The sequence below is a fragment of the Halospina sp. K52047b genome, from assembly GCF_008709855.1.
GTDB lineage: Bacteria > Pseudomonadota > Gammaproteobacteria > Pseudomonadales > Oleiphilaceae > Halospina > Halospina utahensis_B.
On record NZ_VYJH01000004.1, the window covers coordinates 58,019 to 84,189 of the forward strand.

Sequence of the window (26,171 nt, forward strand, 5' to 3'; positions counted from 1 at the left end):
CCGTTACATCAGTTCATTCAGGTCAATGGTTTCGGATTCGGGTTCCGGGTCGTCCCAGAACTCGCCCAGCCGGCCGGTGGGCGTGCGGTGGCCCTCGGCCCGGGTCCAGAGACGGTCAGACAGGGCCTGGATGTGCCGTGTGGCCGTTTCATCGATCATGACCCAGTCATCGGCGGCGGGTTTGGCTTCCCTGGCCTCGGCATGGCGACGGATCACGTCCCGCACCATGGCCTGGTCACCCGCGTTCTCGGCGGCCACGGCATGGAACACATGGGCCAGCCGCACACCAGCTTTCTCACCCTTCCGGCTGGCCTCCCTCAGCTGCTTGAACGGTTCTGCATCTTCCGGTGCGGCAGAGGGCAGCATGGCCCAGACGGCCGCCTGCATGGCACCCGGTGCCCCCCACCAGCGGTCGTCGTCCAGGCACTCGGAGGCACGGGCTACCCGCGAGCCAATGTTGTTGGGAATGCCCAGCTGTTCCCCGGCACGCACCTGGGTGTGCATGGCCTGCAGGCCGGAGACCAACCCAGCCAGGAACATGAACTGGTCGGTTTCCGTTTCCAGCCGCTCCGTGGGGCATTCGCCATTGCCCACCCGGCCGTAGTGTTCATTCATGTTCTTCCAGGCCTCGTGAAAACGCATAGCGGCTTCACGATAGTGGCGGCTCGCGGCATAGCGGGCATCCTGTGCGGCATCCGGATCGCGATCGCGCATCAGGCGCTCGTACTCAAGATCCAGTTCGCGCGCCCGGGTCACGGAGCAGCCGGCGGCAGAGAAGTGCATCATGATGCCGAGCTGGTTGGGCTCGTCCGTCACGCGCCCGAAGGACATCATCAGTGGCGTGGTCGCCTCGCTCATGGCGCAGGACATGCCCACATCGGACTGCTGCAGCACGTAGGGGGTGGTGTGCTCCTTCGAGAGCCCCTGCATCACGCTGCCACTGGTGGCGTACATGTGATGGCGGATCATGGAACAGCCGCCGAGCATGGTCACCAGTGCCAGAAGCACAATGGCCCGCCCCCAGAACCGGGGCCGGGCCACGGCAGAGAGGATTACGGTCATGGTTGGTCCTCAACCTTTCTTGTGTTTGTTGTTCCGTTGTGTGCAGCGAATCCTCGCCGCCCCCTGAAAGCGTGTCAAATCCAGGGCGGCATTATGTGCGACCCTTCGGCGAATTTGTGAGATGAGTACCACAAAGCCTGGTATGCGGCTGCACTGGTGTCGGGACCAAATTCATTACGGGGTTTGACAGCGGAGTCTGGTGGGCTATATCTGAACGGTGTCGACCGCGACCATCCAAAGGAGAACCAGCTATGCGCAAACCGGAACTGGCAGCAGCCGTTGCCGAGGAAACGGGCCTTTCAAAAAGCAAGGCTCAGGAAGTACTGAATGCCTTCACGGATCAGATCAGTGCGGCTTTGGCGAAGAACGAAGGCGTGACCCTGCCGGGCTTCGGCAGCTTCAACGTGCGTGAGCGCAGTGCGCGCACCGGACGCAACCCGCAGACGGGCGCCTCCATCCAGATTCCGGCGAGCAAGTCGGTGGGCTTCAAGGCGGGCAAGCCTCTTCGCGAGGCCATCAAGTAAAACCCGGACCCCGGGGTTTCACCCGGGGTTCTCATCCTTTACCGCCTCGAGCCGTGCCAGCCGCCGCTCAATGGAAGTCAGCTCCGTCTGCATAGCAGCCTGACGATCCAGGGCATCCCCGGTATTACGGACAATCCGCCACAGCAGCCAGACGATAACGGCAAGCAGCAGTATCGCGAGCCAGTTCATGATCCGTCTCCTTCATGCTCGTGCCGGATGCGGCCATCAACGGCCGTCAACATCACCACTCCGGGCAGTTCCCGTTCCATGACCGGCAGGTGCGGGCCCACGGAATACAGACTCCCCACGGCCGGCATCCAGTGCTGTTCCGGCGCCACCAGGGTAAGATCCGCGACACTGTCCTCGGCAATGGTCGGCGCGTCCAGACCCAGCACCCGCGCCGGCCCACTGGTCAACGCCCGCAGCAGAGCCCCGCGGGAGAGTTCTCCGGCGGCCACCCGCTCCAGCCCCAGCGAGAGCGTGGATTCCACTGTGGAGAGCCCTGGCTGGGTCTCCGGGAACGGCGCGAGTTTGGCGGCTTTATCCGAAGGCCGGTGCTGGCTGACGATGGCATCAATCACGCCACTTTCCACGCCCTCGAGCAGGGCGCGCCGGTCCGCCTCCGTCCGCAGCGGTGGACGACTGTGGAAGGTACCGTTGTAGCCCTCAATGGCCGCCTCCGTCGCCACCAGATGGGCGATACCCACCTCGGCGGTGACGCTGTGCCCTGCCTCTTTGGCGGCACGGACCAGTGTCACCGAGCGGGCACAGCTGAGCGGCCCGATATGCAGGTTCGCCCCGGTCTCCTCCGCCAGCATCAGCAGTTCGTTCACAGCGGTGGTTTCCGCCACCTCGGGGATGCCGGGCAGCCCCATGCGGGCGGCCACCAGTCCGTCATGGGCGCAGCCATCCGAGGCCAGCGAGGCGTTCTCCGGCTGCAGGAACAGCCGGATGTCAAAGGTATGGGCATAGGCCATGCAGCGGCGCAGCACCCGTGAGCTGGCGGTGGCGTGGCCGCCATTGCCCAGCGCCACGCACCCGGCACGGGTCAGCCCGGCCATGTCGCTCAGCCGCTCGCCTTCCAGGCCCCGAGTAAGCGCCCCCACGGGCAGCACCCGCGTGTGACCGTTGCGTTCGGCCACATCCCGGATCAGATGGGTTACGGCGCTGGAATCGTTGACCGGGCTGGTATCCGGCGTGGTGCAGACGGTGGTGAAGCCGCCACGGGCGGCGGCCCGGGTTTCACTCTCGATGCTGCCACCACGGTCGCTGCCCGGCTCCGGCAGATGGCAGTTGAGGTCGATCAGCCCGGGCAGCAGCCACTGGCCGGCCCCATCCACCTCACGTTCCACCCGTTCGCCCGAAAGACCCGCCCCGAGTGCGGCGATGCGGCCATCGACCACCAGTGCCGAGGTGGCCTCCGCCGCCGGCTCGCCATCAATGACCGGATGAACATTATCGACGCGCCACTTCACGTTGAAGCCACTCCCTCTCCGGTTGCAGACTGGCGTTCATTGAGCTGGCCGCCCATGGACATGGACATCACGGCCATGCGTACGGCGATGCCATTGGTTACCTGCCCCAGAATCACGGACTGGGGACCGTCCGCGACGGCGGATTCAATCTCCACGCCCCGGTTGATCGGCCCCGGGTGCATCACCAGTGCGCCGGGGTTGGCATAGGCCAGCTTCTCACGGGTCAGACCGTACATGCGGTAGAACTCGCTCTCGCTCGGCAGCAGTGCCCCCTCCATACGCTCGTGCTGGAGCCGCAGCATGATGATTACGTCCACGTTGCGCAGCCCCTCCTCCATGCGGTGGAAAACCCGCGCGCCCAAAGCTTCGGGCTCATGGGGCAGCAGTGTGTCCGGCGCGATCAGCCGGACCTCGTCCACGCCCAGGGTGTTCAGTGCCCGGATCTGGGAGCGCGCCACCCGCGAGTGCTGGACATCGCCGACGATGGCCACCCGCAGACCGCTGAAGGTCTTCATGTGCTGGCGGATGGTCAGCATATCGAGCATGGCCTGGGTGGGGTGTTCATGACGCCCGTCGCCGGCGTTGATGATGGCCACATCCGGCGTGACGGACTGGGCCACGAAATGCGGCGCCCCGCTCTGGGAGTGGCGCATCACGAACATGTCGCTGGCCATGGCGCGCAGGTTGAGCAGGGTGTCCGAGAGGGATTCGCCCTTGGAGGTCGCGGAAGTACCGATGTCGAGGTTCAGCACATCCGCCGAGAGACGCTTGGCGGCCAGTTCGAAGGTGCTGCGGGTGCGGGTGCTGGGCTCGAAAAAGAGATTTACCACGGTGCGACCGCGCAGAAGCGGTACCTTCTTGATGGTGCGCTCACCCACTTCGATAAAGGAATCGGCGGTGTCCAGAATGCGTGTGAGCAGAGCCTGGTCCAGTCCTTCAATCGCGAGAAAGTGGCGCAGCTCGCCATCGGCGGTCAGCTGGAGATCGCGGCTGGTCTCAGGCATCGGGCACCTCCTCCACCGCCAGTTCCAGACTCTCCGGCCCCCGGAGCTTGATGCGCTGGCGCGGGCCCAGGGTCTCATGGGTGCCGGTCACGTCGGGCTGGATCGGCAGCTCACGCCGACCCAGGTCGACCAGCGCGGCCAGGGTAATCGACTCAGGACGCCCGTAGTCGAAGAGTTCATTCATGGCGGCGCGGATCGTACGACCGCTCATGATGACGTCGTCCACCAGCAGCAGGTGCTGGCCCTCGGTCTCGAACGGCAGCCGCGAGGGGCTGACCCGGGGGTGAAGCCCGATGCGGCTGAAGTCGTCCCGGTAGAAGGTAATGTCCAGTTCGCCGCATTCGGCCTGGATGCCAAGGCGTTCGCGCAGCGCCTGCGCGACCCAGACACCGCCGGTGCGGATGCCCACGGGGCACAGGCTGGAAAGACCCCGCGCATTGATGTGCTCGCGCAGGTCGTCGGTCATCCGGTCCAGAAGCTGTTCAATATCCTGCACGGAGGCTCCTGTAGTCAGTCACTGGCCGAGGCGCACCAGGTCTCGAGGATCAGCTCCGCCGCGCGCCGGTCCACGCCCTCATCCGCGTAATCCGGCACCCGGCCCTGTGCCAGCGATTCCTGCTTGGCCTCATGGGTGGTCAGGCGTTCGTCCACCATGGTTGCGGGGCGATGATAGCGCCCTTCGAGCCGTCGTGCGAACTTGCGGGCCAGATGGCACAGCCAGGTCTCGGTGCCGTCCATGTTCAGCGGCAGCCCCACCAGGAACAGATCCGGCTGCCAGTCCTCGACCAGCTCCGCCACCTGGTTCCAGTCCGGGATCCCGTCCCGCGCCTTCAGCCGCGCCTTGCCGGAACCGTACCCGAGCATCTCCTGCCCCACCGCCACACCGATCCACTTCTCACCGAAATCGAAGGCCATCAGGCTCCGGCTCTCAGGCATGCCCCACGCCTCCACTGAGGTGGCCGGGGCTCACGCCCAGTTTCTCCAGGGCGGCGTTGAGACGCTGCCCCGGTTCACGCTCGAACAGGATGGTTTCGTCCGCCGGGCAGGTGAGCCAGGCATCCCCCGCCAGTTCTTCCTCCAGCTGCCCCGGCGACCAGCCGGCATACCCCAGCAGCATCAGGAAGTCCGCCGGCCCTTCGCCCACGGCGATGGCACTGAGAATGTCCCGCGAGGTGGACAGCGCCAGGGTGTCGGTCAGTGCCAGCGAGCTCTGCCAGTGGCCCACCGGCCGGTGCAGGACAAAGCCGCGTTCGGGCTGGACCGGGCCGCCCTGGTAGACGGGCGCATGGGGAGGCTCGCCTTCCATCGACAGCTGCGACAGAAGATCCCCCAGGTCGAGATCCAGCGGGTGGTTGATGGTCAGGCCCATGGCCCCCTCATCACTGTGCTCACAGATATAGGTGAGCGACCCCTCGAAGCGCGGATCCGCCAGGTAAGGGGTGGCGATGAGGAACTGATTCGTCAGGAATTCCGGCTGCGTGCTCATGGCCGCAGTATTCCTTGCCTGCGGCGTGCGTACAAGAGGGGTTATCCCCTATCCGGGGCGCTGCCGCTGAGACCGCGGGGCTGGAACGACCAGGTGCGGATGATCTCGAGCACATCCTGTTCTTCGGCCATGCGTCCGCTGAAGGCCTCGAACGGGCTCGCCTGGCGGACGATGCGCCGGGCCGCGTCATCCAGAACCGCGTGCCCCGAGGACTGCAGGACCTCCAGCTCGCGCAGGCTGCCATCGCGGTTGATGGCGACCAGCATGCGCACCTGGCCGTGCAGCCCCCGCCTGCGCGCCTCCTCTGGGTAGTTGAGGTTGCCCGTGCGCTCAATGGTCTGCTGCCAGTTGCGCACATAGGCGGCGCCGGCATCCTCCATCGTGGAGACGGCGGTGACCCGTGTGATACGGGGGCGTTTGGCGTACTGGTTCTGCTGCTGGCTGAGCCGGGCCTCCAGGCTGGCGATGTCCTGGCTGCGTTCCCGGAGGGTTTCATGGGGATTGTCCCGCTCCGGGGCCTCCCGGTCTTCCTCGCTGTCCTCCGGCACCTCGCGGCGGGATTCGGCCTGCGTGGTGACACGGCTGGTGGTCCCGCCACTCTCGGGCCGGGGTTCGGGCCGCGGCGGCACGGCCTGGCGGGTTTCGGGGGCGGACAGCGGCGCCGGCTCGGTGGCCGTAACCTCCTGGACGGAGTCCGCATCACCACTGCCCTTCTGGGCCGCCTCCGCCAGGAAGTCCGCGTCCTCGGGCGTCTCCGCGCTCGGCTGGGTGGCCAGGGTCACGTCCATGCTGTGATCCGTGGTCGAGGGGTCTTCCGGCGCGAACCCCACCCCCAGGATCAGTACACCGTGAAACACCAGGGCTGCAAAGAGCGTCAGCCCCAGGCGATCCGTATGCGTTACCTCCGCCACAACAGCCCTCAGCCGGCCCGGTTGTCCAGGCGCACTGCAATGGCCTCCATCAGGCGTCCGCCGATGTCGTCGTCAAAGGCCCGGTCAAGCTCGCGCACACAGGTGGGGCTGGTCACATTCACTTCCGTCAGGTAGTCGCCAATCACATCAATGCCCACGAACAGCAGACCCCGCGCCTTCAGGGCCGGGCCCACCTGCTCACAGATCCAGCGGTCCCGGTCGGTGAGTTCGCGGCCTTCGCCACGCCCGCCTGCGGCCAGGTTGCCCCGGCTCTCACCCGCTCCCGGGATGCGCGCCAGGGAGTATGGCAGAGGTTCGCCGTCAATCATCAGGATGCGTTTGTCGCCGTCGCGGATCTCGGGCAGGTAACGCTGGGCCATGGCGGTGCGCGTGCCCTCCTCCGTCAGGGTTTCCAGGATCACACTGAGGTTCTCGTCGTCCGGCCGCACCCGGAAGATGGACTTACCGCCCATGCCGTCCATGGGCTTCATGATGACGTCGCCGTGTTCGCTGTGGAACTCACGCAGTTTCTCCGGATCCCGGCTGACCACCAGCGGCGGAATGCACTGGGGAAAGCGCGTCGCGAACAGCTTCTCGTTGCAATCACGTAATGTATGCGGCGGGTTGAGCACCAACGCGCCCTGGCCCTCCGCCATCTCCAGAATCCAGGTGGCCATGGTGAAGGCGTCGTCCACCGGCGGGTCCTTGCGCATCAGGATGACGTCCAGCTCACCCAGATCCTGATCCCGGGTCTCGCCGAACTCATGCCAGTGCTGCGGATCGTCAAACACCTCCAGTTCGCGCGTCCTGGCCCGGGCCGCACCATCGCGCACGTAGAGGTCGTCGAGCTCCATGTAGCGCAGCGCCCAGCCACGGCGCCTGGCCGCCAGCAGCAATGCCAGCGTGGTGTCCTTCTTGAAACTGATCCGTTCGATCGGATCCATGACCACACCCAGGGTCACACTCATCAGGGGGCCTCCCGGAGACGGATTAACGGACCGGCAATGTGCCGGAAATGCGTGCCAGAGAATACCTGCTATGCTGGAAAAAGGGCAGCGGTTCTGCAAGCTGGCTTTGCAGGCTGTTGCATGGCGCCCATATAGTGAGACAGATCACAATCAGTGACACGGTGCCGCTGGAGGCCCGGGCCATCGTCCGCTATAACAGTGGGGCTATATAGAACATGCACGGGATCTGTGTTAAAACGGCGCCTCTTACTGAGGCCGAAGCACGGGCACTGGACGCCATCCGGGCCGCCGACAACAATAATGATCTCTATCTCTAGCGCAGGGCTGTTGGACAATGGACGATAACTTCGAAAACCTCAAAGTCATGGTGATCGACGACAGCAAAACCATCCGTCGCACCGCTGAAACCCTTCTCAAGAAAGTGGGCTGCGAAGTCATCACCGCCACCGATGGCTTTGACGCACTCGCCAAGATCGCGGACTCCCAGCCGGACATCATCTTCGTGGACATCATGATGCCACGGCTTGATGGCTATCAGACCTGCGCCCTGATCAAGAACAATGATGCCTTCAAGCAGACACCCGTGATCATGCTGTCGAGCAAGGACGGCCTCTTCGACAAGGCCAAGGGCCGCATCGTGGGGTCGGACCAGTATCTGACGAAGCCCTTCAGCAAGGATGAGCTGCTCGGCACCATCCGCGACCACATGCCCGCACGCCAGGAATAACAGCGCCGGCATGCCCATCATTTGACGACCCAGAGTAGAGGAACCCATGGCTCGCATCCTGATCGTTGACGACTCACCCACAGAGGTGAAAAAGATCTCCGGACTGCTGACCAAGAACGGCCACGAAGTGCTCAGTGCCGACAATGGCTCCGACGGCGTGGCCATCGCCCGTTCGGAGCAGCCGGATCTGGTCCTCATGGACGTGGTCATGCCTGGACTGAACGGCTTCCAGGCGACCCGGCAACTGACCCGCAGTTCGGAAACCCAGCACATCCCGGTGGTCATCGTGACTACCAAGGACCAGGAAACAGACCGTGTCTGGGGCACGCGCCAGGGCGCCCGTGGCTATCTGGTCAAGCCTGTGCCCGAGGACGAGCTGCTCAAGACCATCGACGACCTGCTGAGCTGAACAGGAGCTCCGGATGTCCGCGCAGGCCACTTCCCCCGAAGCCGATCCGTTCAGCGTCCTGACCGACATTGCCCGGCGCAGCCGTGAACAGGCGGCCGGGCTGCCCAAGCAGGAAGAAGCGGTCGAACTGTTCAGCGGTATCGGGTTCACCCTGGCGGGCCAGCGGTATGTGGCCCCCATGGGTGAGGTGGTCGAAATCCTGGACGTCCCCCGGTTCACTCCAGTTCCCGGCGTCCGTGCCTTCATGCTCGGCGTCGCCAACGTCCGTGGCCGCCTGCTTCCGATCACCGATCTGGCCCTCTACTTTGGTCTACCCAGGCCCGCCGGCGCCCTGCGTGAACGCCGCGTGCTGGTCATCGAACAGGGCAACCTGTTCAGCGGGCTGGTGGTGGATGACGTGCTCGGAATGCAGTACTTCAGTGTCGACAGTCATGTGCCGGACCCGGAGGATCCTCCCGCCGCGGTGAAACCCTGCCTGCGGGGGGCTTACCAGCGCAGCGACGAGGTGTGGAACGTGTTTTCCACGCTGGCGCTGGCCGAGAATGAACAGTTTCTGGATGTGGCGCACTGGTAGTGCGCGCGTGGTAGCCACCGGATCCATCAATCAAAAACAACATCAGAGTGACAGGCCAGGAGCCGAAAATGCAGAACCGTGCCGGAAAATTCATCTCAGCGCAGAGCGCCAACCGGCCCATTGTGGGTCTGATCGGTCTGCTCGGGGTGCTGACCATTGCGCTGGTGGTGGTGCTGTTCCTGATCAACCGCAACAGCAGCCATGATGCCCAGTACATCGACTACGCGGGTGACCTGCGGGTGCTCTCCCAGGAGATCGCCAAGAACGCCACCGAGGCCGCCGGCGGCACCGAGTCGGCCTTCGACCAGCTCCAGAGCTCCCGCGACCGGTTCGATGAGCTCTGGGGCTATCTGCGCGAAGGCAACCCGGAAACCGGCCTGCCCCCGCTCGAGCTCACCGGGGAAACCGGGGTGCAATCGCTGTGGAACGATGTACGGACCAACGCGGATGAGATCCTCGCCACCCGCGGCGCCGTCCTGGAGCTGCACCAGGTGGCCGGCGAACTCAACAGCATCATTCCGGACCTGCAGGTGGAATACGAGGACGTGGTGGACATCCTCATCAACACCGAAGCAGCCCCCCAGCAGATCTCACTGGCCCAGCGCCAGTCGCTGCTGGCCGAGCGTATCGCCCGGAGCGTGAACAATATCCTCAGTGGTGACGAGGACGCGGTGGTGGCCGCCAACCAGTTTGGCCAGGACGCCCAGCGCTTCGGCCGGGTGCTCAACGCCCAGCTTCGCGGCGACGAGTCCATGGATGTGAGCGCGCTGGAGGATCCGGACGCGCAGTTCATCCTCGAATATGTCGAGAACGAGCTCTTCAGCGTGGTGGACGAAAACGTCGACCGGATCCTCAACTTCTCCCCGGACCTGTTCCAGGCGCGGGACTCCGCCAACACCATTTTCAGCCAGAGCCCTGAACTGCTCAGCGAAACCTCGGAGCTGGTCTCCCTGGTGCAGAACCGCAGCCACATCGTCACGCCGCTGTGGGCCTACGTGATCCTCATCGCCATCCTGGCCAACATCATCGCCATCGGCGTGGCTCTGTATCAAGCCTCGCAACGGCGGCTGCGCGAGACCCAGGAGCAGAACGAACAGAACCAGAACGCCATCCTGCGGCTGCTGGACGAACTGGCCGACCTCGCCGACGGTGACCTGACCACCGAGGCCACGGTCACAGAGGACTTCACCGGTGCCATCGCCGACTCCATCAACTACGCCATCGACCAGATGCGCACCCTGGTGCAGTCGATTCGCGACACGGCCGTGAACGTGGCCTCCTCCGCCGAGCAGACCCAGGCCACGGCGAAACAGCTGGCCGAGGCCTCGGAGCATCAGGCCCAGGAGATTGCCGGTGCCTCGGCAGCCGTGAACGAAATGGCTGTTTCCATCGACCAGGTGTCGTCGAACGCCTCCGAATCCTCCTCAGTGGCGGAACGCTCGGTATCCATCGCCAAGAAGGGCGCCGAAGTGGTGCAGAACACCATCAAGGGCATGGACGACATCCGCGAGCAGATCCAGGAGACCTCCAAGCGGATCAAACGCCTGGGTGAATCCTCCCAGGAGATCGGCGACATCGTATCGCTGATCAACGACATCGCCGACCAGACCAACATCCTGTCGCTGAACGCCGCCATCCAGGCCTCCATGGCCGGTGACGCGGGCCGTGGCTTCGCAGTGGTCGCGGACGAAGTCCAGCGGCTGGCGGAACGCTCCTCCGCAGCGACCAAGCAGATCGAGGCCCTGGTCAAGACGATCCAGTCCGACACCAACGAGGCCGTCATCTCCATGGAGCACACCACCTCCGAGGTGGTGCGTGGCGCCCGACTGGCCCAGGACGCCGGTGTGGCACTGGAAGAGATCGAGAACGTTTCCACCAACCTGGCGGAACTGATCCAGAACATCTCCAATGCCGCGCGCCAGCAGTCGTCTTCAGCGGCGCACATCTCCAACACCATGAACGTGATCCAGGAGATCACCTCGCAGACGTCCTCAGGCACCAACCAGACCGCCGAGTCCATCGGCAATCTGGCGGAGATGGCCGCCGAGCTGCGTGAGTCCGTGGCCGGGTTCAAGCTGCCGGAGACGGCCGGCGAGGGCGAGGAGGCACAACCAGCGCCGGAAGCCCCGCAGATTTCCAACGAGGACGAGCCCATGGATGACGGGGATGACAGCGACCAGGATGTCCCGACAGTCCGTTAATCAGAACCAGCGGTCAGGTGCGGGCGTACCATGGTCAATGCTGAAAACGACAACCCATCCACAATGGCCATGCCCGGCTTCGCGCCGGGAATGGCTATGGATGATGCCCAGTTCGAGCAATGGCGGGACCTGCTTGAATCGCGTACCGGCATGACGCTGACCCCGGAGCGGCGCTCCTTCCTGGAAGCCAATGTGGGCACCCGCCTCCGGGAACTCGGTTTTCCCAGCTATCAGGCCTACTACGAGAAGGTCATGTACGGACCCGGGGCCATCGCCGAATGGGCGACCCTGGTGGACCGGCTGACCGTTCAGGAAACCCGCTTTTTCCGCGACGCGGATGCGTTTGAACTGGTAGCCGATTATGCCCGCGAGCGCTATCGGGAGCCCAACTGCAGAACACTGGAGGCCTGGAGCCTGGGCTGCGCCACCGGCGAGGAAGCCTACACCCTGGCCATGATCCTGCATAAGGCGGCCAGCGAGGCAGCAGGACGCCGCTATTTCGGCGTTACTGGCACCGACATCAGCCTGGTGGCACTGGATAAAGCCCGCCACGGTGTATACGGACCGCGTCGGCTGGCGGGCACGGCCCCTTACTGGCAGTCACACTATTTCGAGACCCTTACAGACAACAGTGTCTCCGTGATTCCGGAGCTCAGGAAGCGCGTCAGCTTCTCCCAGCTCAATATTCTTGAACTGCGACACGCGCCCATGCACGGCATGGACATCATTTTCTGCCAGAATGTACTGATCTACTTCCGCCGCTGGCGGCGGCGGGACATCGCCAACCGACTGGCCGATCTGCTCGCCCCGGGCGGACTGCTGATTCTCGGGCAGGGCGAACTGACAGACTGGCAGCACCCGGAGCTGACCCCTGTGGCAGCACGTAAGGTCCTCGCCTGGCAGCGATCGGACCCCCAGAATGGCAACCGGAGTGATCATGGCCCAGCACGATGACAGCCTTTCCCTCCATTGGGTGAGGGGCGAAATCCAGGAAACGCTCAGACAGAGCCAGCATGCGCTGGAAGCCTTTGCCGAGAACCGCGAGGATCTGGCCCAGCTCCGGTTCTGCCTGAACCACCTGCACCAGGTTCACGGAACACTCCGGATGGTCCAGCTCGAGGGCGCCAGCCTGGTCGCGGCGGAGATGGAAGCCCTGGCCGAAGCCCTGCTCAACCATGAACCCGGGGACAGCGACACGGCCATCGGCAGCCTGATGCAGAGCATCCTGCAGCTGCCGGATTACCTCAGTACCCTGCACTCCCGCAGCGAGGATGTGCCACTGCGGCTGCTGCCGCTGCTCAATGACCTGCGGGCCGCACGCGGCGAGACCTTCCTCTCCGCCAGCGCCCTGTTCAACCCGGATCTGAGCCCGGCACGTTTTCAGGCACCGGCCCAGGTCAACCAGCGCCTAACCGCCTCCGGTGTGCTCGACAAGGTGCGCAAGCTCCAGCAGATGTTCCAGTTCGCCCGTGCCGGCCTGGAGCGGGGCGAGGATGTGGACACCCACCTGGACTATCTCGACAAGGTCATCACCCGGTTGATCAAACTCTGCCAGAGAACCCCACAGGGTGAGATCTGGCAGGCCGCGGGCGCCCTTGTTGATACCCTGAAATCCGGCCACAACCCCATGGGCGCAGCCACCCTGGCACTGATCAGCGATCTCGATGGCGAGCTGGAGCGGCTGATCAGCGAAAGCGACACCATCCTCAGCCAGTCCGTTCCCGAGGATACCCTCAAGAACCTGCTTTATTACGTTGCCCGTGGCGTGGACTGCGAGAGCGAGCGCGTCAGCACCATGGTGGAACGCTACCGCCTGCGGGAAGCGCTCCCGGACGACACCGGCGACCACGGCCAGAGCCAGGCGCCGGCGCGGGCGGCCATGACCTCGGTGGTGGAAGTGCTTACCGAGGAACTCAACACCATCAAGGACCGGCTTGACCTGTTCGTGCGTGCCCACGAGCGCAGCAACGCCGATCTCGCGGAACTTCTACCCGGGCTGCGCCAGGTGGCCAACACCCTCGCCATGCTGCGACAGGGCACCAGCCAGCGGGTCATCAACGACCAGATCGAACGGATCGAGCAACTGTCAGCCAGTGCGGATGCCGTGGACGACGGCACACTGATGGACATCGCCGGGGCACTGCTCTATGTGGAAGCCGCGATCTCCGGCCTCTCTGAAGGCGAGAGCCAACAACCGTCCGATGTCGGGCACGGTACCGATCACCGCATCACCGGCATCCAGGCCACCGAAGCCGGCGGCGCCGTACTGCGCGAATCCCGCAACGCGCTGGAGCAGGTGAAGACCGGTGTGGTCAACTTCATCGCATCCCAGTGGAATACCGAAGCCATCAGTGGCGTGCCGGAACTGCTCTACAGCATCCGCGGCAGCCTGCACCTGATTCCGCTGGAACGCACCGCCACCGCCCTGGGGGCCTGCGAGCGTTTCATCCAGGACGTGCTGATTGACGGCGTCTGGACTCCCAACTGGGAACAGCTCGATACCCTCGCGGACGCCATCACCAGCATCGAATATCACCTGGAAAGGCTGATGGACGGCATCGACGACAACGATGCCATCCTGGCCATGGCCGAGGAACGCCTGGAAAGTCTCGGGTTCCCACCCGGACGCGAACCGACCCGCACCGCCCCCGAACCGGAAGCCGATGAAGCCACCGAAGCGGCGCCCGCCGACAGCCCTGCCGCCGCCACCGCGGAGCCGCCCAAGGAGCGCGATTCCGAACTGCTGGATGACGACATCCTTGAGATCTTTGTGGAAGAGGCCGATGAAGTTCTGGAGGCCATCCAGCAGCATTACCCGACCTTCCGGGCTGACTACGAGAACCATCAGGCACTCAGCGAAGTGCGCCGCGCCTTCCATACCCTCAAAGGCAGCGGCCGCCTCGTGGGAGCAACCAGCATCGGCGAGCTTGCCTGGTCGGTCGAGAACCTGCTGAACCGCGTTCTGGACCGCTCCATCCAGCCCGGTGAGCGCATTATGAGCCTGCTCGACCGGGTGATCGAACGACTCCCCGGTCTGATCCAGTCCTTCCGTGACGGTGAGGCCACCGGCGATGTGGACGACCTGATGAACGAGGCACACGGCCTCGCGGATACCCGCAACGCCGAAGAGCCCGAGGACACGGACGCGGAGCACGCCGTTCGCGAGGAGCCAGAGCCAGAGCCAGAGCCAGAGCCAGAGCCAGAGCCAGAAGACAGGGAAACAGACACGGAGCCACAGCCTGAAGCCAGCGCAGCGCCGGCACCGGAAACAGAGGCGGCAACCGCCGACGAGCCGCTGGTGGACCAGGAGATCCTCGATATCTTCATCGAGGAGGCAGAGGAAGTCCTGGAAACCATCCATGAATACCTGCCTCGGCTGCTGGAAAGCTACGAGAACACCAGCGCCCTCACCGAAGTCCGCCGCGCCTTCCATACCCTCAAGGGCAGCGGACGCATGGTCGAGGCGGAACGCATCGGCGAACTGGCCTGGGCGGTGGAGAACGCTCTCAACCGCGTCCTGGACGGCACCCTCTTCATGAGCGATGACATGGCATCGGTGCTGCAGGAGGTGACCGATGCCATCCCCACTCTGGTGGAAGACTTCCGGCAACAGCGCGCACCCTCCATTGACACCACACGGCTTGGGGAGCGCGCCAATGCCCTGGCACGTGGTGAGGTTCTGGACGCCGAACCCATGCCGGAAGCCGAGCCCGAAGCCCCGGCTCCCGAAGCCCCGGCCGAAGAGCCAGCAGACGTCGAAGAGCCCGAGCTCGACCCGATGCTCATGGACATCTTCCGTTCCGAGGCCGACAGCCACCTGGAGGCGCTGGACACCTTCCTGGCGGACGCCGAAGACCAGGAAACAGCCGACTACACCGATAACCTGTCGCGCGCGCTGCACACCCTCAAGGGCAGCGCACACACCGCCGGCATTGAGCCCATCGCCCGGGTCACCGCGCCCATGGAGAAGTTCGTCAAACGGGCCCGGGCCGCGGGCGACCGGGCCGACGCCGATGTGATCAGCCTCATCCAGCGGGTGCGCGACTTTGTGCAGGCGGGGCTCGATCGCCTGACCAGCGATCCCCTGACCCCGCTCGACGGAACGGATGCGTTCCTCACCGACCTGCGGGAGCTGCACCAGGCACGTTACCCCGACGAGGCGCCCCCGGCCGGCACCACCTCGCCCGAGACCGGGGCGGCCGGCGACAACAGCCTGATCAGCATCTTCCTCAATGAAGGCATTGAACAGCTGCTCGACGCCGACCAGACCCTTGAGCAGTGGCTGGAGGGCAATACGGGCGAAGCGCCCCTGCAGGCCCTGATCGACAGCCTGGCCACGCTCAGTGCCAGTGCCGACCGCGCCCAGGTGCAGCACGTCAGTGAACTCGCCGGGGCCCTGCAGCACCTCTACGAGGAAGTCATCGAAACCACGGATCTGCCCGTGGACCAGCTGACACCGCTGCTGCGGGAAGCCCACGAGGCCATGATCAACCTCATGGACCAGCTGGCCGCGGGGCTTGCCACCGAATCCCCGGCCGGGCTCGTGACCCGCCTCAACGAACAGGCGGCAGACCTGCGTCAGGCCCGCACTGACGCCGAACAACAGGTCTTCGAGGAACGCTTTGGCGGGGATCTGGCGTCCATGGACGAAGCCCTGAACGAAGACATCGAAGCGGAACCGGCACCTGAGCCTGAGCCTGAGCCTGAGCCTGAGCCTGAGCCTGAGCCTGAGCCTGAGCCTGTAGAACAGGGTGAGACCGCCAGTGGCGGGGAGGCCAGCGCGGACATCGACCCGGAACTGGCGGAAATCTTCCTCGAGGAAGCCCATGAACTGATCGACAGCACCGGGGAGGCGCTGCACCAGTACATTTCCGAACCGGACAACACCGAGCTGGCCAAAACGCTCCAGCGTGAGTTGCATACCCTCAAGGGTGGCGCCCGTATGGCGGAGATCGCGCCCATTGCGGACCTGTCGCACTCGCTGGAGGACCTGTTCGAGCGCGTGGCCGAAGGGCGACTGGCGCTGGGCGAAGCCACTGGCGAAACCCTGCTCGCCTGCCATGACGCACTGGCGCGGATGGTGGATCAGACCAGTGCCTTCCAACCCTGTGAACCGGCGGATGAGCTGACCGAAAGGGTGCACGCCCTGATGCGGGGCGAAACGGCCACCCCGGCAGCAGAGACCGAAGCCAAAGAGCCCGAGCCCGAAACATCGGAGCAGGCATCGGCAGCGGAAACCGCCGCCGAACCCGAAGCAGAGCCCACAAGCGCGCCCGAAAATGAACTCAGTGTTCTCTTCCTGGACGAAGCCCGCGAGATTGAGAATGCCCTGGAGCAGGCCGTCCGGGACTGGGAAGGCGACCCCGAACAGGGTGAGCCCATGGCGCGGATGCGCGAAGAGCTCCACACCCTCAAGGGCGGTGCCCGCCTGTCCGAACTCGAACCCATTGCCGAGCTCGCGGATACCTGGGAAAGCACCCTCGACAGCGTCATCGAAGGCGCCGGCGACAGCCACCAGGCCCTGAGCTTCAGCCAGCAGAGCCTGACCCGGCTGGGCGGAATGCTCGACCGGGTCGAGGCCGGTGAGTCACTCGCGGCCGATGCGACCGGGGCGGAAGCCGGCGAGGCGACAGCGGGCGACGAGGCGGAAGACGACCCCAGCAACGTGGATCCGGAAGTCCTCGAGATCTTCCTGGAGGAAGCCGGCGAGCTGGTGGACACCCTGGATCACACCCTGGCCGCCTGGCAGAGAGCCGAGGACGGCGATGAAGCCGCCCACAGCCAGGAAGCGCAGCGCGCCCTTCACACCATCAAGGGCGGCGCCCGGCTGGCCGAGCTGACCACTCTGGGTGAAAAGGCCCACCGTTTCGAGAGCCTGCTCTCGCGCATTGAATCCGAGGGCAATCAGCCCTCGGAAGCCCAGTGGGAGGAAATCCACGGCCTCCACGACGAGATCATCAGCCGCGTGGAACAGGTCCGCCGCACCTGGCAGGGGGATACGGGGGAGGAACCGTCCGGGGCGGCAACCGAGGCCCCGCAGGCACAGGAGCCGGAAGCACCCGCGGAAACCGCTGAGTCACCGCAAGAGCCCGCGCAGCCCGAGGCACAGACCACCCCGGAACCGAGTCCCGCGGGCCAGGAGACCCAGCCCCAGCAGCAGGCCCGGGACCAGCGCCGGGCCGAACTGGCCCGCAGCGCCCAGGAGACCCTGCGGGTCAATGCCCAGCTCATGGACGAGATGGTCAACCTCGCCGGTGAGACCAGTATCACCCGCGGTCGGCTGGAGCAGCAGATCAGCGACTTCAGCCATACCCTGGACGAAATGGCGGCCACCACCGACCGCCTGCGCGAGCAGCTGCGCCGGATGGAGATCGAGACCGAAGCCCAGATCCTGCACCGCGCCGAACAGGAATTCGGTCCGGACTACGACCAGGACTTCGACCCGCTGGAAATGGACCGCTACTCGGCCATCCAGCAGCTGTCACGGGCCCTGTCGGAATCCGCCTCGGACCTTGCCGACCTGCGCGAGACCATGAGCGACAAGGTGCGTGATGCCGAGACGCTGCTGCTGCAGCAGCAACGCACCAACACCGAGCTCCAGGAAGGGCTCATGAAGACGCGCATGGTGCCGTTCTCCTCGATGGTGCCGCGCCTGCGCCGAATCGTGCGCCAGATCTCCGGCGAGACCGGCAAGAAGGCCCACTTCGAGGTGAACAACGCCGAGGGCGAACTGGACCGGACGGTACTGGACCGCATGGTGGCACCACTGGAGCACATGCTGCGCAACGCCATCGACCACGGCATCGAGGATGCCGGCGAACGCGAACAGGCCGGCAAGCCCGCCACCGGCAACGTGCGCCTGGACCTCAGCCGCGAAGGCGGCGAAGTGGTCCTGCGCCTCAGGGACGACGGCGGCGGGATCGACACGGAAAAGGTCCGCCAGAAGGCCATCAAGCAGGGACTGCTGGAAAGCGGCGAGGACCTGACCGATCACGAGATCCTGCAGTTCATCCTGCAGCCGGGCTTCTCCACCGCTGCCTCCGTCACCCAGATCTCCGGGCGTGGCGTGGGCATGGACGTGGTCGCCAGCGAAATCAAGCAGCTCGGCGGCAGCCTGGACATCGACTCCACCCTGGGCGAAGGCACCATCTTCACGGTGCGGCTGCCGTTCACGGTGTCCGTGAACCGGGCGTTGATGGTCACCATCGGCGACGACTACTACGCCATCCCGCTGAACACCATCGAAGGCATTGTGCGGGTCTCCACCTATGAGCTGGAGGAGTATTACCAGCCCAACGCCCCCATGTACGAGTACGCCGGCCAACAGTACCGCCTGCAGTACCTGGGCGCCCTGCTCAATTCCGAGAGCCAGCCGAAGCTCCAGGGTCAGGCCCTGCCGCTGCCCGTGATGCTGGTGCGTGGCGCCGACCAGCCCATGGCCCTGCAGGTGGACAGCCTGATGGGCAGCCGCGAGATCGTGGTCAAATCCCTGGGGCCACAGTTCGGCAGCGTTCGCGGCGTCTCCGGTGCCACTATCCTTGGTGATGGTAACGTTGTGGTGATTCTCGACCTGCCGGCCATGATCCGTGGCGACATCCTGGCCCAGCGCCAGCGCATGCTGGCCCATGTCGAGACCGGCGAGACGCCGCGTGAACAGCGCGCCACACAGGTCATGGTGGTGGACGACTCGGTCACGGTCCGCAAGGTCACCTCGCGGCTGCTGGAACGCCACGGTATGGAGGTGCTGCTGGCCAAGGACGGGCTGGACGCCGTCGGCCAGCTCCAGGACCGGCGCCCGGATATTGTCCTGCTGGACATCGAGATGCCGCGTATGGATGGCTTTGAAGTGGCCAGCTTCATCCGGCATGACAGTAAGCTCAGCGACGTGCCCATCATCATGATCACGTCCCGGACCGGCGATAAGCACCGGGAGCGGGCCGAGGCCATTGGCGTCAACCATTACCTCGGCAAGCCGTTCCAGGAGCAGGAGCTGCTGGACACCATCATGGAGCATGCCAGCGTCGGAGCGGAGCAATGAGCACGGGCAGGGGCGTGATCGTCATCGCCGACGACGTGCTCCAGCGCCACCGGCTGCAGCAGGCGCTGGACCGGCACGGCCTGCCCGTCGCGTTCATCGGCGACCCGGAGCGTTTTGCCGCCCTGGACCCGGCCCCCGAGTCGGATCTCTGCCTGGTGGAACTCACCGATGAGGAGGAATATCCGGAGCTGATCGAGGCGCTGCTGGCGGAGGACGAGCGCCCCCTGCTGTTCGGCCCGGGCGCGGCCCCGGAGCCGGGTCGCCAGGAATACGTGCGCTGGGAGCGGCGCCTGTTCGCCAAGCTGGAGGACCAGCTGGGCCGCCTGGAGGCTCTTGAGAATGAAGGCAGCCTGGATGCACTGGCCGCGCAGCCGGAAACCCGGGAACGCCTGCCCATGCCCAACTGGCTGGAACCTGTGGGAGAGGACGAACCGGCCCGGGAGCTCTGGGTTCTGGGCGCCTCACTGGGTGGCCCCGCGGCAGTGAAGGCCTTCCTCGATGCCCTGCCCGGGCGTCTGCCCATCGCCTTCGTCTACGCCCAGCACATCGATGCCCATTTCAGCAGCGTGCTCAGCCGGGTGCTGACCCGCGACTCGGAATGGCATCTGGTCAATGCCGAACAGGACCGCACGCTGCGCTGCGGTGAGATCCTGCAAGTGCCCGTGGAACAGGCGCTCTGGCTGGACGGGGACGCCCGGATCCAGCTACACGAGGAGTCCTGGTCCGGCCCCTACGGCCCCTCCATCGACCAGGTGATGACCCACATCGCCCGGGTGCACGGCGGCCACTGTCACAGCATCATCTTCAGCGGTATGGGCAACGACGGCGCTCTGGCCGCGCCCGCCCTCAACCAGGCGGGCGGTCACGTCTGGGTCCAGCGCCCGGATACCTGCGCCAGCCCGGCCATGCCGGAATCCGTCCAGGCCACCGGCACGGTGGATTTCCAGGGCGATCCACGCGAGCTGGCGGCACGGCTTCTGCGCGTGCTCGAGGAACAGACCCTGCTGACGGGCCGCTCCCGATGCCATTCAGCCTGATTCGACCTGCAAGGAACCCATCATGGCGGAGAACCCCGAACAACTGTCCTGCGTGCTGATCCCGGTCCAGGACACCACCCTGCTTCTGCCCAACGTCTCCATCGCCGAGATCGTGGACTACGAGCCCGACCCGGCGGACGAGGACCAGGAATGGGTGCTCGGCCGGCTCCAGTGGCGGGGCGTGAGTCTGCCGGTGCTGTCCTGGGAGGCAGCCAACGGCGGCGACCCCTTCCCGCCCGAGGGTCGGCGCGGGCGTATACTGGTGCTCAACACCATCACCGAACACCATGAGGCCATGCCCTTCATGGCCATGGCCACCCGGGGCATCCCCCGCCAGGCCAAGGTCAGCCCCGAGGAGCTGCGCCGGGAGCCCGAAGCAGCCGGCGACGCGACCCTGATGGAGGTCGTTTTCGAGGGGGAGCACTGTGTGATTCCGGACATGTCGGTGCTCGAGGACCTGGCCCAGCGCGCCGCCGGCTGAGGTTCCGTCCCTGTGGAGCCAGTGTTACCCTGTAACATATGACGCATCCACTGCCCTACCGCTCCCACGACCATGAGGCCTGCGTCAGCCAGGCCCTCAGCGACGCCCGACGTATCTGCGCCGAGAAAGGCGCACGCCTGACACGGCTGCGGGAACAGGTACTGGAACTGGTGTGGCAGTCCCACCGGCCCCTTGGGGCCTATGACATTCTCGATATCCTCAACGGGGAAGGCCGCCGGTCGGCACCACCCACCGTCTACCGCACTCTGGACTTCCTGCTGCAGATGGGCCTGGTTCACCGGATCGCCTCGCTCAATGCCTTTGTGGGCTGTAACCAGCCGGACCATCGCCATACCGGCTGCTTCCTGATCTGCCGCCAGTGCCACAACGTGCTGGAGATTGAGGCATCCGGCATACAGAAGGCCATCGACAGTGAGGCCCGGAGCCAGGGGTTCCTGAATGAGGAGACAGTGGCCGAAGTGACCGGGCTCTGTCCCGCCTGTCGGGAGGAAGACGGCCATGACTGAACCCGTGGTATCACTGGAGGACGCCGGCCTGCGCTATGGCGAAACCCATGTCCTGCACGACCTGACCTTCAGCATGAGCGAAGGGGACATAGTCACCGTCATCGGCCCCAATGGCGCTGGCAAGACCAGCCTGATCAAGCTGATCCTGGGCATCGAGAAGCCCAGCTCCGGCCATGTGCGCCAGCGCGCGGGTACCCGGGTGGGTTACGTGCCCCAGCGCATGACCCTCCAGCCTACCCTGCCGCTGACGGTGGGCCGCTTCCTCGGGCTCGCCGGCGGCGACCCCAGCGCCATTGAGGCGGCCCTGGCGCGCACCGGCGTGGCCCAGCTGGCAGACGAGTCCGTGCATCACCTCTCCGGCGGCGAGTTCCAGCGGGTACTGCTGGCGCGGGCCATACTGCGCCGCCCCCAGCTGCTGGTGCTGGACGAACCGGCCCAGGGGCTGGACGTTAACGGCCAGTCCGCGCTCTACGAGCTGATCCGCTCCCTGCGCGATGAGCTCAACTGCGCGGTACTGACCGTCTCCCATGACCTGCACGTGGTCATGGCCTCGACGGACACGGTGCTGTGCCTGAACGGTCACATCTGCTGCCGCGGCCAGCCGGAACAGATCTCTCAGGATCCGGCCTTCACCCAGCTGTTCGGCGAAAACCTGGCCAACACCCTGGCGGTCTACCATCACCACCATAACCACAGCCATGACGTGCACGGAGAGACCGTGCCATGATCGACCTTATCCTGAACGACTTCTTCTGGCGCGCCATGGCGGGCGGCCTGATGGTGGCAATGGTCGCCGGGCCCCTGGGCTGCTTCGTGGTCTGGCGGCGCATGGCCTATTTCGGGGACACACTGGCGCACTCCGCCCTTCTGGGCATCGCGCTGGGCACCGCCTTCCAGGCCAATCTCAACCTGAGCATCGTCCTGGTGTGTGTACTGCTGGCAGTGATCCTGATGCTGCTCTCACGCCAGCAGTCACTGGCAAGCGACACCCTTCTGGGCATCCTTTCCCACAGCTCCCTGGCCATCGGGCTTGTGGTGCTGGGGATGATGCAGGATTTCAGCATCGACCTGACCGGTTACCTGTTCGGGGATCTGCTCGCCATCAACCAGCGGGACCTGCTCTGGATCGCCCTCGGCGGCGCCTTCATCCTGATGCTCACGGTCTGGCTCTGGCGCGGCCTGCTGATGATCACCATCCACGAGGAACTGGCGACAGTGGAGGGCCACCGCACCGGTCTGCTGCGGCTGGCGCTGATGCTGATGCTGTCGCTGGTGATCGCCACCGCCATGAAGATCGTGGGGGTTCTGCTGATCACCGCTCTGCTGATCATACCCGCAGCCGCCGCCCGGCCGCTGGCCGCCACCCCCGAGCGCATGGCGGTGATCGCCTCCCTGCTGGGCATGGGTTCGGTGGTGGCAGGCATGACCCTGTCCTGGCACGTGGACACCCCAGCCGGCCCCTCGGTAGTGGTGGCCGCTTTCGGTTTCTTCCTTCTCCTCTGGCTCGTGCGGGCTCGCGCGCCGGCCTGAGACACCCACCGCTTGGTCTGCGCACACCACTGCGCTACAGTGAAACAAGGCAGACAGCGGGGGAGCCAGGACGATGGAACCGGAAAGCGTACCCGATACCGATCAGCCGGGCTGGTACCGGGCACTGCCCCCGATCGTTCTGGGTGTGGGGCTGGCTCTGAGCCTGCTGCTGTGGTCCGAGACCCGCCAGGCACTGGCCCGTGCAGCCACCACCGGCGACGACCCGGTCTTCCCGGGCCTCCTTCTGCTGTGCGGTGTCCTTCTGAGCGTTGGTATGGCCCTGGTCACCTGGCAGCTCGTGCGTGCCCACCGACTCATGATCCGCCGCGAGGTGCGCCTGGAACGGCTGCGCCAGCGCGACAGCCGCGCCCTTGAGAACAAACGCCTCGAAAAGGAAGTAATGAGCCGGGCGCTTTCAGACAGTGAACAACGGACCCGTGACTTCATCCGCCTGGGCACCGGTATTGCCCTGGAGCTGGATGATGCCCGGACCATCGGCTATGTCTCGCCCCAGGTTGAAAGCTGGCTGGGGCATACCCCCTCCACTCTGGCGGGCGAATGCTTTGCCTCTCTCCTTCCGGAATCCGAACACGAGCGTCTTGATGAAGCCCTGGAAACCAGCCGTCGCGAGGCCCGCCACACCACCCTGGACACCTGGCTCACGGAGCCTGGGGGCGAGCCCCTGTCCGTGCACGTACGTATCTGCGCCATCGTGGACGCGCTTTCCCACTGCCAGGGCTTCCGTGTGGTCTGCTCACCACGTGGCCCCATTGAATAGCAGTGATTCGCCACCACCTCTGTGAGCAGAGATGACCTGAACACGGCGCCAGATTCTGAACAGAGGTTCGCCAATGGAATTCAAGGATTACTACAAGATACTGGGCGTGGACGAGGACGCCTCCAAGTCCGAGATCAAGTCCGCCTACCGCAAGCTCGCGCGCAAGTACCATCCGGATGTAAGCAAGGAAGCGGACGCCGAGGACCACTTCAAGGAAGTGAGTGAGGCCTACGAGGTCCTGAAGGACGACGAGAAACGCGCTGAGTACGACCAGCTCCGAAAGTATGGCCAGACGGCGGACGGTGGCTTTGATCCGCCGCCCGACTGGGAATCCGGTGCCAGCTTCTCGCGCGGCGGGTTCACCGGTGCGGACAGCATGGACTTCAGCGACTTCTTTGAATCCATCTTCGGCGGCGCCGGAGGCGGCTTCCGGCAGCAGCGCGGCCAGGGCTTCGCCATGCGCGGCGAGGATCTCCACCACCAGCTGTCGCTGTTCCTGGAGGAGGCCTACAACGGCTGTGAGAAGTCCCTGCGCATGCAGCAGCCGGAACCCGGGCCTGACGGCGGTGTCCAGCGCCGCGAGCGCACCCTGAAAGTGAAGGTACCCGCCGGCGTGCGCGACGGCCAGACCATACGCCTGCGCGGCCAGGGCGGGCCCGGCATGGGCAGCGGTCCGGACGGGGATCTTTATCTGGACATCCAGATCGCTCCCCATCCACACTTCAGGCTGGAGGGCGGCGATCTGTATGTGACTGTGCCCGTGACCCCCTGGGAGGCGGCACTGGGTGGTCGCATTACAGTACCCACCATGGGCGGCAAAGCGACGCTCACCATTCCGGAAGGCACGCGCGAAGGCAAAAAGCTGCGCCTGCGCGGCAAGGGCATGCCCGGTAAGACGGCCGGCGACCAGTACGTGGTACTCCAGATCGCCATGCCGCCGAAACAGACCGAGCGCAGCCGCGACCTCTTCCGCGAGCTGGGCGAGGAAGTGCCGTTCAACCCACGCGACCACCTGGGAGTCTGATCATGAGCAGCAGAACGCCTCAAGCCGAGATGATGGACGAGCTGATGCGGCTGACACTGCGCGATCTCTGCCATGACTGCCAGGTCAACGCCGAGTATGTCATCGAGCTGGTGGAGTTCGGCGTGGTACAGCCGCGCGAGGGCCGGAGCCCACGGGAATGGATCTTTGCCGGTGAGGATCTGGTCAGGGTCAAGAAAGCGGAACGGCTGCGCCGGGATCTGGACGTCAACCTGCCCGGCGTGGCCCTGTCACTGGACCTGCTTGAGGAGGTCCGCGAGCTGCGCCGACGGGTGGATGAGCTGGAAAAGGACCGGACGCGCGACTGAGCCTCAGCCCAGTTCGGACAGTGGCCTCGCCACCTGGGCCACGCGGTCGTTGTCCACCAGCTCCAGGAAGTAGTCCCCCAGCCGCTGGCTTTCAGCCATGGCCCGGCGCCAGTGAGCTTCGCGCGTGGCGTCATCGTCCCGGTAGGCCGGGAAATCCCGACGGTCCGGCAGCTTGCCATCCGGCAGCCCCTCCAGGTACGCCTGTGTGGGCGCGATCAGGACCAGGTTGCGCAGGCGCTCGGGATCCCCGTTGCGCCAGGGGAGGCTCTTGTCGAACCAGCCCGGCACGATCCGCTGGGTAAAGTGCGGATAGAGGACAAGATCGTCCCCGGCGTAGGGAAGGTCCAGATGGTAATCGGTCAGGCCGCCGTCCCGGAACGAGTGGCCCGCAACACCAGGGATTGTGTCCACGGCGTTCATCACGAAGGGAATCGAGGCTGAGGCCAGCAGCGCGGCCTGCAGGTTGCCCGCGTTCAGTCCCTCATAACGCCCGGGGAAGTCGCTGAAGGCATCCAGTGGGGGCTCGGCGCGCTCATCGTGCATCACCATCCGCTCAAACCCCAGCCGGATCCAGGGCCGGTGAATGGCATTCGCCAGCACCACCGGCGCCAGACCGGCCATCAGCAGCGGCCTGCGGTCCGAAGCCACCAGCCCTTTCGAGCGTGCCACCATCACGTTCAGACGGTAACGCTGCTGCTCAAGGATGGTGGCCTCATGCCCGCCAAGCAGCGCCTGCAGCATCTCCCGGCACTGCTCGGAAACCTGCGCCGGGGTTATCCCTCTCGGAAAGCGCTGGGTGGTGTAGAGCTCCCCGAGGCGCTCCAGAGCGGCCACCGGCTCCGGCGTGCAGGCACAGGCAAAACGCCAGCTGCCAATGGACGAGCCGATCAGAGTGCGCTCTCGCGGTGCCCGTTCCAGCCAGTCCCCGAACAGTACCCGGTCCAGCCCCAGCAGCCCCAGAGCCTTGGGGCCACCCGCCGCGCCGGGAATGGTGCCCACATCCCCCGGATGGAGTCCGCGTTCACGGATACGTGCCAGGGCGCGGTCACCGGCATGGATGCTCAGGGGCGGTATGGAATCGGTCATCAG

25 protein-coding genes are annotated in these 26,171 nt (G+C 65.3%); 15 read left to right on the plus strand and 10 right to left on the minus strand.

Annotation, left to right across the window (positions count from 1 at the left end):
- Window positions 1-3: 3 nt before the first annotated feature.
- Entirely contained in the window at window positions 4-1,062 is a 1,059-nt protein-coding gene (locus F3089_RS06940; RefSeq protein ID WP_192497294.1) for a hypothetical protein, read from the minus strand.
- A gap of 251 nt (window positions 1,063-1,313) precedes the next feature.
- On the opposite strand from F3089_RS06940, the gene F3089_RS06945 reads away from it, so the two are divergent.
- The gene (locus tag F3089_RS06945; RefSeq protein WP_077529998.1) at window positions 1,314-1,586 is read left to right on the plus strand and encodes an HU family DNA-binding protein; all 273 of its coding nucleotides are present in this window, start codon (window positions 1,314-1,316) and stop codon (window positions 1,584-1,586) included.
- Window positions 1,587-1,604: 18 nt separating this feature from the next.
- Here the strand turns inward: F3089_RS06945 and F3089_RS15840 are convergent, their stop codons facing one another.
- Genes F3089_RS15840 through gshB form a run of 8 tightly spaced genes read right to left on the minus strand, consistent with a single transcriptional unit; the run spans window position 1,605 to window position 7,430 of the window.
- Complete coding sequence (locus F3089_RS15840) at window positions 1,605-1,775, minus strand: hypothetical protein (protein ID WP_160898226.1); 171 nt, start codon at window positions 1,773-1,775, stop codon at window positions 1,605-1,607.
- Window positions 1,772-3,061: a dihydroorotase gene (locus tag F3089_RS06950; protein ID WP_151440104.1), complete on the minus strand. Its 1,290-nt coding sequence runs from the start codon at window positions 3,059-3,061 to the stop codon at window positions 1,772-1,774. Before F3089_RS06950 ends, F3089_RS15840 begins: the two co-directional genes overlap by 4 nt.
- The gene (locus F3089_RS06955) at window positions 3,058-4,065 is read right to left on the minus strand and encodes an aspartate carbamoyltransferase catalytic subunit (RefSeq protein ID WP_151440105.1); all 1,008 of its coding nucleotides are present in this window, start codon (window positions 4,063-4,065) and stop codon (window positions 3,058-3,060) included. The genes F3089_RS06950 and F3089_RS06955 overlap by 4 nt, the downstream gene beginning before the upstream one ends.
- The gene (pyrR, locus tag F3089_RS06960) at window positions 4,058-4,561 is read right to left on the minus strand and encodes a bifunctional pyr operon transcriptional regulator/uracil phosphoribosyltransferase PyrR (RefSeq protein ID WP_225741703.1); all 504 of its coding nucleotides are present in this window, start codon (window positions 4,559-4,561) and stop codon (window positions 4,058-4,060) included. The genes F3089_RS06955 and pyrR overlap by 8 nt, the downstream gene beginning before the upstream one ends.
- A gap of 14 nt (window positions 4,562-4,575) precedes the next feature.
- The gene (gene ruvX / locus F3089_RS06965; RefSeq protein WP_095616187.1) at window positions 4,576-5,001 is read right to left on the minus strand and encodes a Holliday junction resolvase RuvX; all 426 of its coding nucleotides are present in this window, start codon (window positions 4,999-5,001) and stop codon (window positions 4,576-4,578) included.
- Window positions 4,994-5,551, minus strand: a complete 558-nt coding sequence (locus tag F3089_RS06970) for a YqgE/AlgH family protein (protein WP_192497295.1) — start codon at window positions 5,549-5,551, stop codon at window positions 4,994-4,996. The genes ruvX and F3089_RS06970 overlap by 8 nt, the downstream gene beginning before the upstream one ends.
- A 41-nt stretch (window positions 5,552-5,592) precedes the next feature.
- Window positions 5,593-6,462, minus strand: a complete 870-nt coding sequence (locus tag F3089_RS06975; RefSeq protein ID WP_151440106.1) for an energy transducer TonB — start codon at window positions 6,460-6,462, stop codon at window positions 5,593-5,595.
- A gap of 8 nt (window positions 6,463-6,470) precedes the next feature.
- Entirely contained in the window at window positions 6,471-7,430 is a 960-nt protein-coding gene (gene gshB, locus F3089_RS06980; protein ID WP_151440107.1) for a glutathione synthase, read from the minus strand.
- Window positions 7,431-7,764: 334 nt separating this feature from the next.
- On the opposite strand from gshB, the gene pilG reads away from it, so the two are divergent.
- From pilG to F3089_RS07080, 14 genes are all read left to right on the plus strand, one after another.
- A complete protein-coding gene (gene pilG, locus F3089_RS06985) occupies window positions 7,765-8,157 on the plus strand; it encodes a twitching motility response regulator PilG (protein WP_095616184.1) in 393 nt (130 codons plus the stop codon).
- A 46-nt stretch (window positions 8,158-8,203) separates the two neighbouring features.
- The gene (pilH, locus tag F3089_RS06990; RefSeq protein ID WP_095616183.1) at window positions 8,204-8,566 is read left to right on the plus strand and encodes a twitching motility response regulator PilH; all 363 of its coding nucleotides are present in this window, start codon (window positions 8,204-8,206) and stop codon (window positions 8,564-8,566) included.
- A 13-nt stretch (window positions 8,567-8,579) separates the two neighbouring features.
- Complete coding sequence (locus F3089_RS06995) at window positions 8,580-9,140, plus strand: chemotaxis protein CheW (protein ID WP_151440108.1); 561 nt, start codon at window positions 8,580-8,582, stop codon at window positions 9,138-9,140.
- Between the two features lie 68 nt (window positions 9,141-9,208).
- The gene (locus F3089_RS07000; protein WP_151440109.1) at window positions 9,209-11,341 is read left to right on the plus strand and encodes a methyl-accepting chemotaxis protein; all 2,133 of its coding nucleotides are present in this window, start codon (window positions 9,209-9,211) and stop codon (window positions 11,339-11,341) included.
- A 30-nt stretch (window positions 11,342-11,371) separates the two neighbouring features.
- On the plus strand, window positions 11,372-12,295 hold the full coding sequence (locus F3089_RS07005) for a CheR family methyltransferase (protein WP_353623142.1): 924 nt from the start codon (window positions 11,372-11,374) through the stop codon (window positions 12,293-12,295).
- Window positions 12,279-19,379 (plus strand): Hpt domain-containing protein, encoded by a 7,101-nt coding sequence (locus F3089_RS15845; RefSeq protein ID WP_192497296.1) that lies wholly within the window; start codon window positions 12,279-12,281, stop codon window positions 19,377-19,379. The genes F3089_RS07005 and F3089_RS15845 overlap by 17 nt, the downstream gene beginning before the upstream one ends.
- Complete coding sequence (locus tag F3089_RS07045; protein WP_151440110.1) at window positions 19,376-20,416, plus strand: chemotaxis protein CheB; 1,041 nt, start codon at window positions 19,376-19,378, stop codon at window positions 20,414-20,416. The genes F3089_RS15845 and F3089_RS07045 overlap by 4 nt, the downstream gene beginning before the upstream one ends.
- 22 nt (window positions 20,417-20,438) lie before the next feature.
- Window positions 20,439-20,897: a chemotaxis protein CheW gene (locus tag F3089_RS07050; protein ID WP_151440111.1), complete on the plus strand. Its 459-nt coding sequence runs from the start codon at window positions 20,439-20,441 to the stop codon at window positions 20,895-20,897.
- A gap of 38 nt (window positions 20,898-20,935) precedes the next feature.
- Window positions 20,936-21,424 carry a Fur family transcriptional regulator gene (locus F3089_RS07055; protein WP_151440112.1) on the plus strand — a complete coding sequence of 163 codons (489 nt, stop codon included), beginning with the start codon at window positions 20,936-20,938 and terminating at the stop codon, window positions 21,422-21,424.
- On the plus strand, window positions 21,417-22,151 hold the full coding sequence (gene znuC, locus F3089_RS07060; protein ID WP_151440113.1) for a zinc ABC transporter ATP-binding protein ZnuC: 735 nt from the start codon (window positions 21,417-21,419) through the stop codon (window positions 22,149-22,151). Before F3089_RS07055 ends, znuC begins: the two co-directional genes overlap by 8 nt.
- Complete coding sequence (locus tag F3089_RS07065) at window positions 22,148-22,954, plus strand: iron chelate uptake ABC transporter family permease subunit (RefSeq protein WP_151440114.1); 807 nt, start codon at window positions 22,148-22,150, stop codon at window positions 22,952-22,954. The genes znuC and F3089_RS07065 overlap by 4 nt, the downstream gene beginning before the upstream one ends.
- Before the next feature lie 73 nt (window positions 22,955-23,027).
- Window positions 23,028-23,732 carry a nitrogen regulation protein NR(II) gene (locus tag F3089_RS07070; protein ID WP_151440115.1) on the plus strand — a complete coding sequence of 235 codons (705 nt, stop codon included), beginning with the start codon at window positions 23,028-23,030 and terminating at the stop codon, window positions 23,730-23,732.
- A 73-nt stretch (window positions 23,733-23,805) separates the two neighbouring features.
- A complete protein-coding gene (locus F3089_RS07075) occupies window positions 23,806-24,756 on the plus strand; it encodes a DnaJ C-terminal domain-containing protein (protein WP_151440116.1) in 951 nt (316 codons plus the stop codon).
- A gap of 2 nt (window positions 24,757-24,758) precedes the next feature.
- Window positions 24,759-25,082: a chaperone modulator CbpM gene (locus F3089_RS07080; protein WP_151440117.1), complete on the plus strand. Its 324-nt coding sequence runs from the start codon at window positions 24,759-24,761 to the stop codon at window positions 25,080-25,082.
- Window positions 25,083-25,085: 3 nt separating this feature from the next.
- Here the strand turns inward: F3089_RS07080 and F3089_RS07085 are convergent, their stop codons facing one another.
- The gene (locus F3089_RS07085; RefSeq protein WP_151440118.1) at window positions 25,086-26,168 is read right to left on the minus strand and encodes a patatin-like phospholipase domain-containing protein; all 1,083 of its coding nucleotides are present in this window, start codon (window positions 26,166-26,168) and stop codon (window positions 25,086-25,088) included.
- Between the last annotated feature and the right edge of the window lie 3 nt (window positions 26,169-26,171).

Excerpts from the sequence above, each read along its gene's own strand:
- pilG (WP_095616184.1), top strand. The coding sequence starts at position 7,765 with ATGGACGATAACTTCGAAAACCTCAAAGTCATGGTGATCGACGACAGC.
- F3089_RS07065 (WP_151440114.1), top strand. The coding sequence starts at position 22,148 with ATGATCGACCTTATCCTGAACGACTTCTTCTGGCGCGCCATGGCGGGC.
- F3089_RS07080 (WP_151440117.1), top strand. The coding sequence starts at position 24,759 with ATGAGCAGCAGAACGCCTCAAGCCGAGATGATGGACGAGCTGATGCGG.
- F3089_RS07055 (WP_151440112.1), top strand. The coding sequence starts at position 20,936 with ATGACGCATCCACTGCCCTACCGCTCCCACGACCATGAGGCCTGCGTC.
- F3089_RS06955 (WP_151440105.1), bottom strand. The coding sequence starts at position 4,065 with ATGCCTGAGACCAGCCGCGATCTCCAGCTGACCGCCGATGGCGAGCTG.
- F3089_RS07005 (WP_353623142.1), top strand. The coding sequence starts at position 11,372 with ATGGTCAATGCTGAAAACGACAACCCATCCACAATGGCCATGCCCGGC.
- F3089_RS15840 (WP_160898226.1), bottom strand. The coding sequence starts at position 1,775 with ATGAACTGGCTCGCGATACTGCTGCTTGCCGTTATCGTCTGGCTGCTG.
- F3089_RS07045 (WP_151440110.1), top strand. The coding sequence starts at position 19,376 with ATGAGCACGGGCAGGGGCGTGATCGTCATCGCCGACGACGTGCTCCAG.
- F3089_RS06995 (WP_151440108.1), top strand. The coding sequence starts at position 8,580 with ATGTCCGCGCAGGCCACTTCCCCCGAAGCCGATCCGTTCAGCGTCCTG.
- F3089_RS15845 (WP_192497296.1), top strand. The coding sequence starts at position 12,279 with ATGGCCCAGCACGATGACAGCCTTTCCCTCCATTGGGTGAGGGGCGAA.
- F3089_RS07050 (WP_151440111.1), top strand. The coding sequence starts at position 20,439 with ATGGCGGAGAACCCCGAACAACTGTCCTGCGTGCTGATCCCGGTCCAG.
- F3089_RS07075 (WP_151440116.1), top strand. The coding sequence starts at position 23,806 with ATGGAATTCAAGGATTACTACAAGATACTGGGCGTGGACGAGGACGCC.
- ruvX (WP_095616187.1), bottom strand. The coding sequence starts at position 5,001 with ATGCCTGAGAGCCGGAGCCTGATGGCCTTCGATTTCGGTGAGAAGTGG.
- F3089_RS06940 (WP_192497294.1), bottom strand. The coding sequence starts at position 1,062 with ATGACCGTAATCCTCTCTGCCGTGGCCCGGCCCCGGTTCTGGGGGCGG.
- F3089_RS07085 (WP_151440118.1), bottom strand. The coding sequence starts at position 26,168 with ATGACCGATTCCATACCGCCCCTGAGCATCCATGCCGGTGACCGCGCC.
- pilH (WP_095616183.1), top strand. The coding sequence starts at position 8,204 with ATGGCTCGCATCCTGATCGTTGACGACTCACCCACAGAGGTGAAAAAG.
- F3089_RS07070 (WP_151440115.1), top strand. The coding sequence starts at position 23,028 with ATGGAACCGGAAAGCGTACCCGATACCGATCAGCCGGGCTGGTACCGG.
- znuC (WP_151440113.1), top strand. The coding sequence starts at position 21,417 with ATGACTGAACCCGTGGTATCACTGGAGGACGCCGGCCTGCGCTATGGC.
- F3089_RS06970 (WP_192497295.1), bottom strand. The coding sequence starts at position 5,551 with ATGAGCACGCAGCCGGAATTCCTGACGAATCAGTTCCTCATCGCCACC.
- F3089_RS07000 (WP_151440109.1), top strand. The coding sequence starts at position 9,209 with ATGCAGAACCGTGCCGGAAAATTCATCTCAGCGCAGAGCGCCAACCGG.
- gshB (WP_151440107.1), bottom strand. The coding sequence starts at position 7,430 with ATGAGTGTGACCCTGGGTGTGGTCATGGATCCGATCGAACGGATCAGT.
- F3089_RS06945 (WP_077529998.1), top strand. The coding sequence starts at position 1,314 with ATGCGCAAACCGGAACTGGCAGCAGCCGTTGCCGAGGAAACGGGCCTT.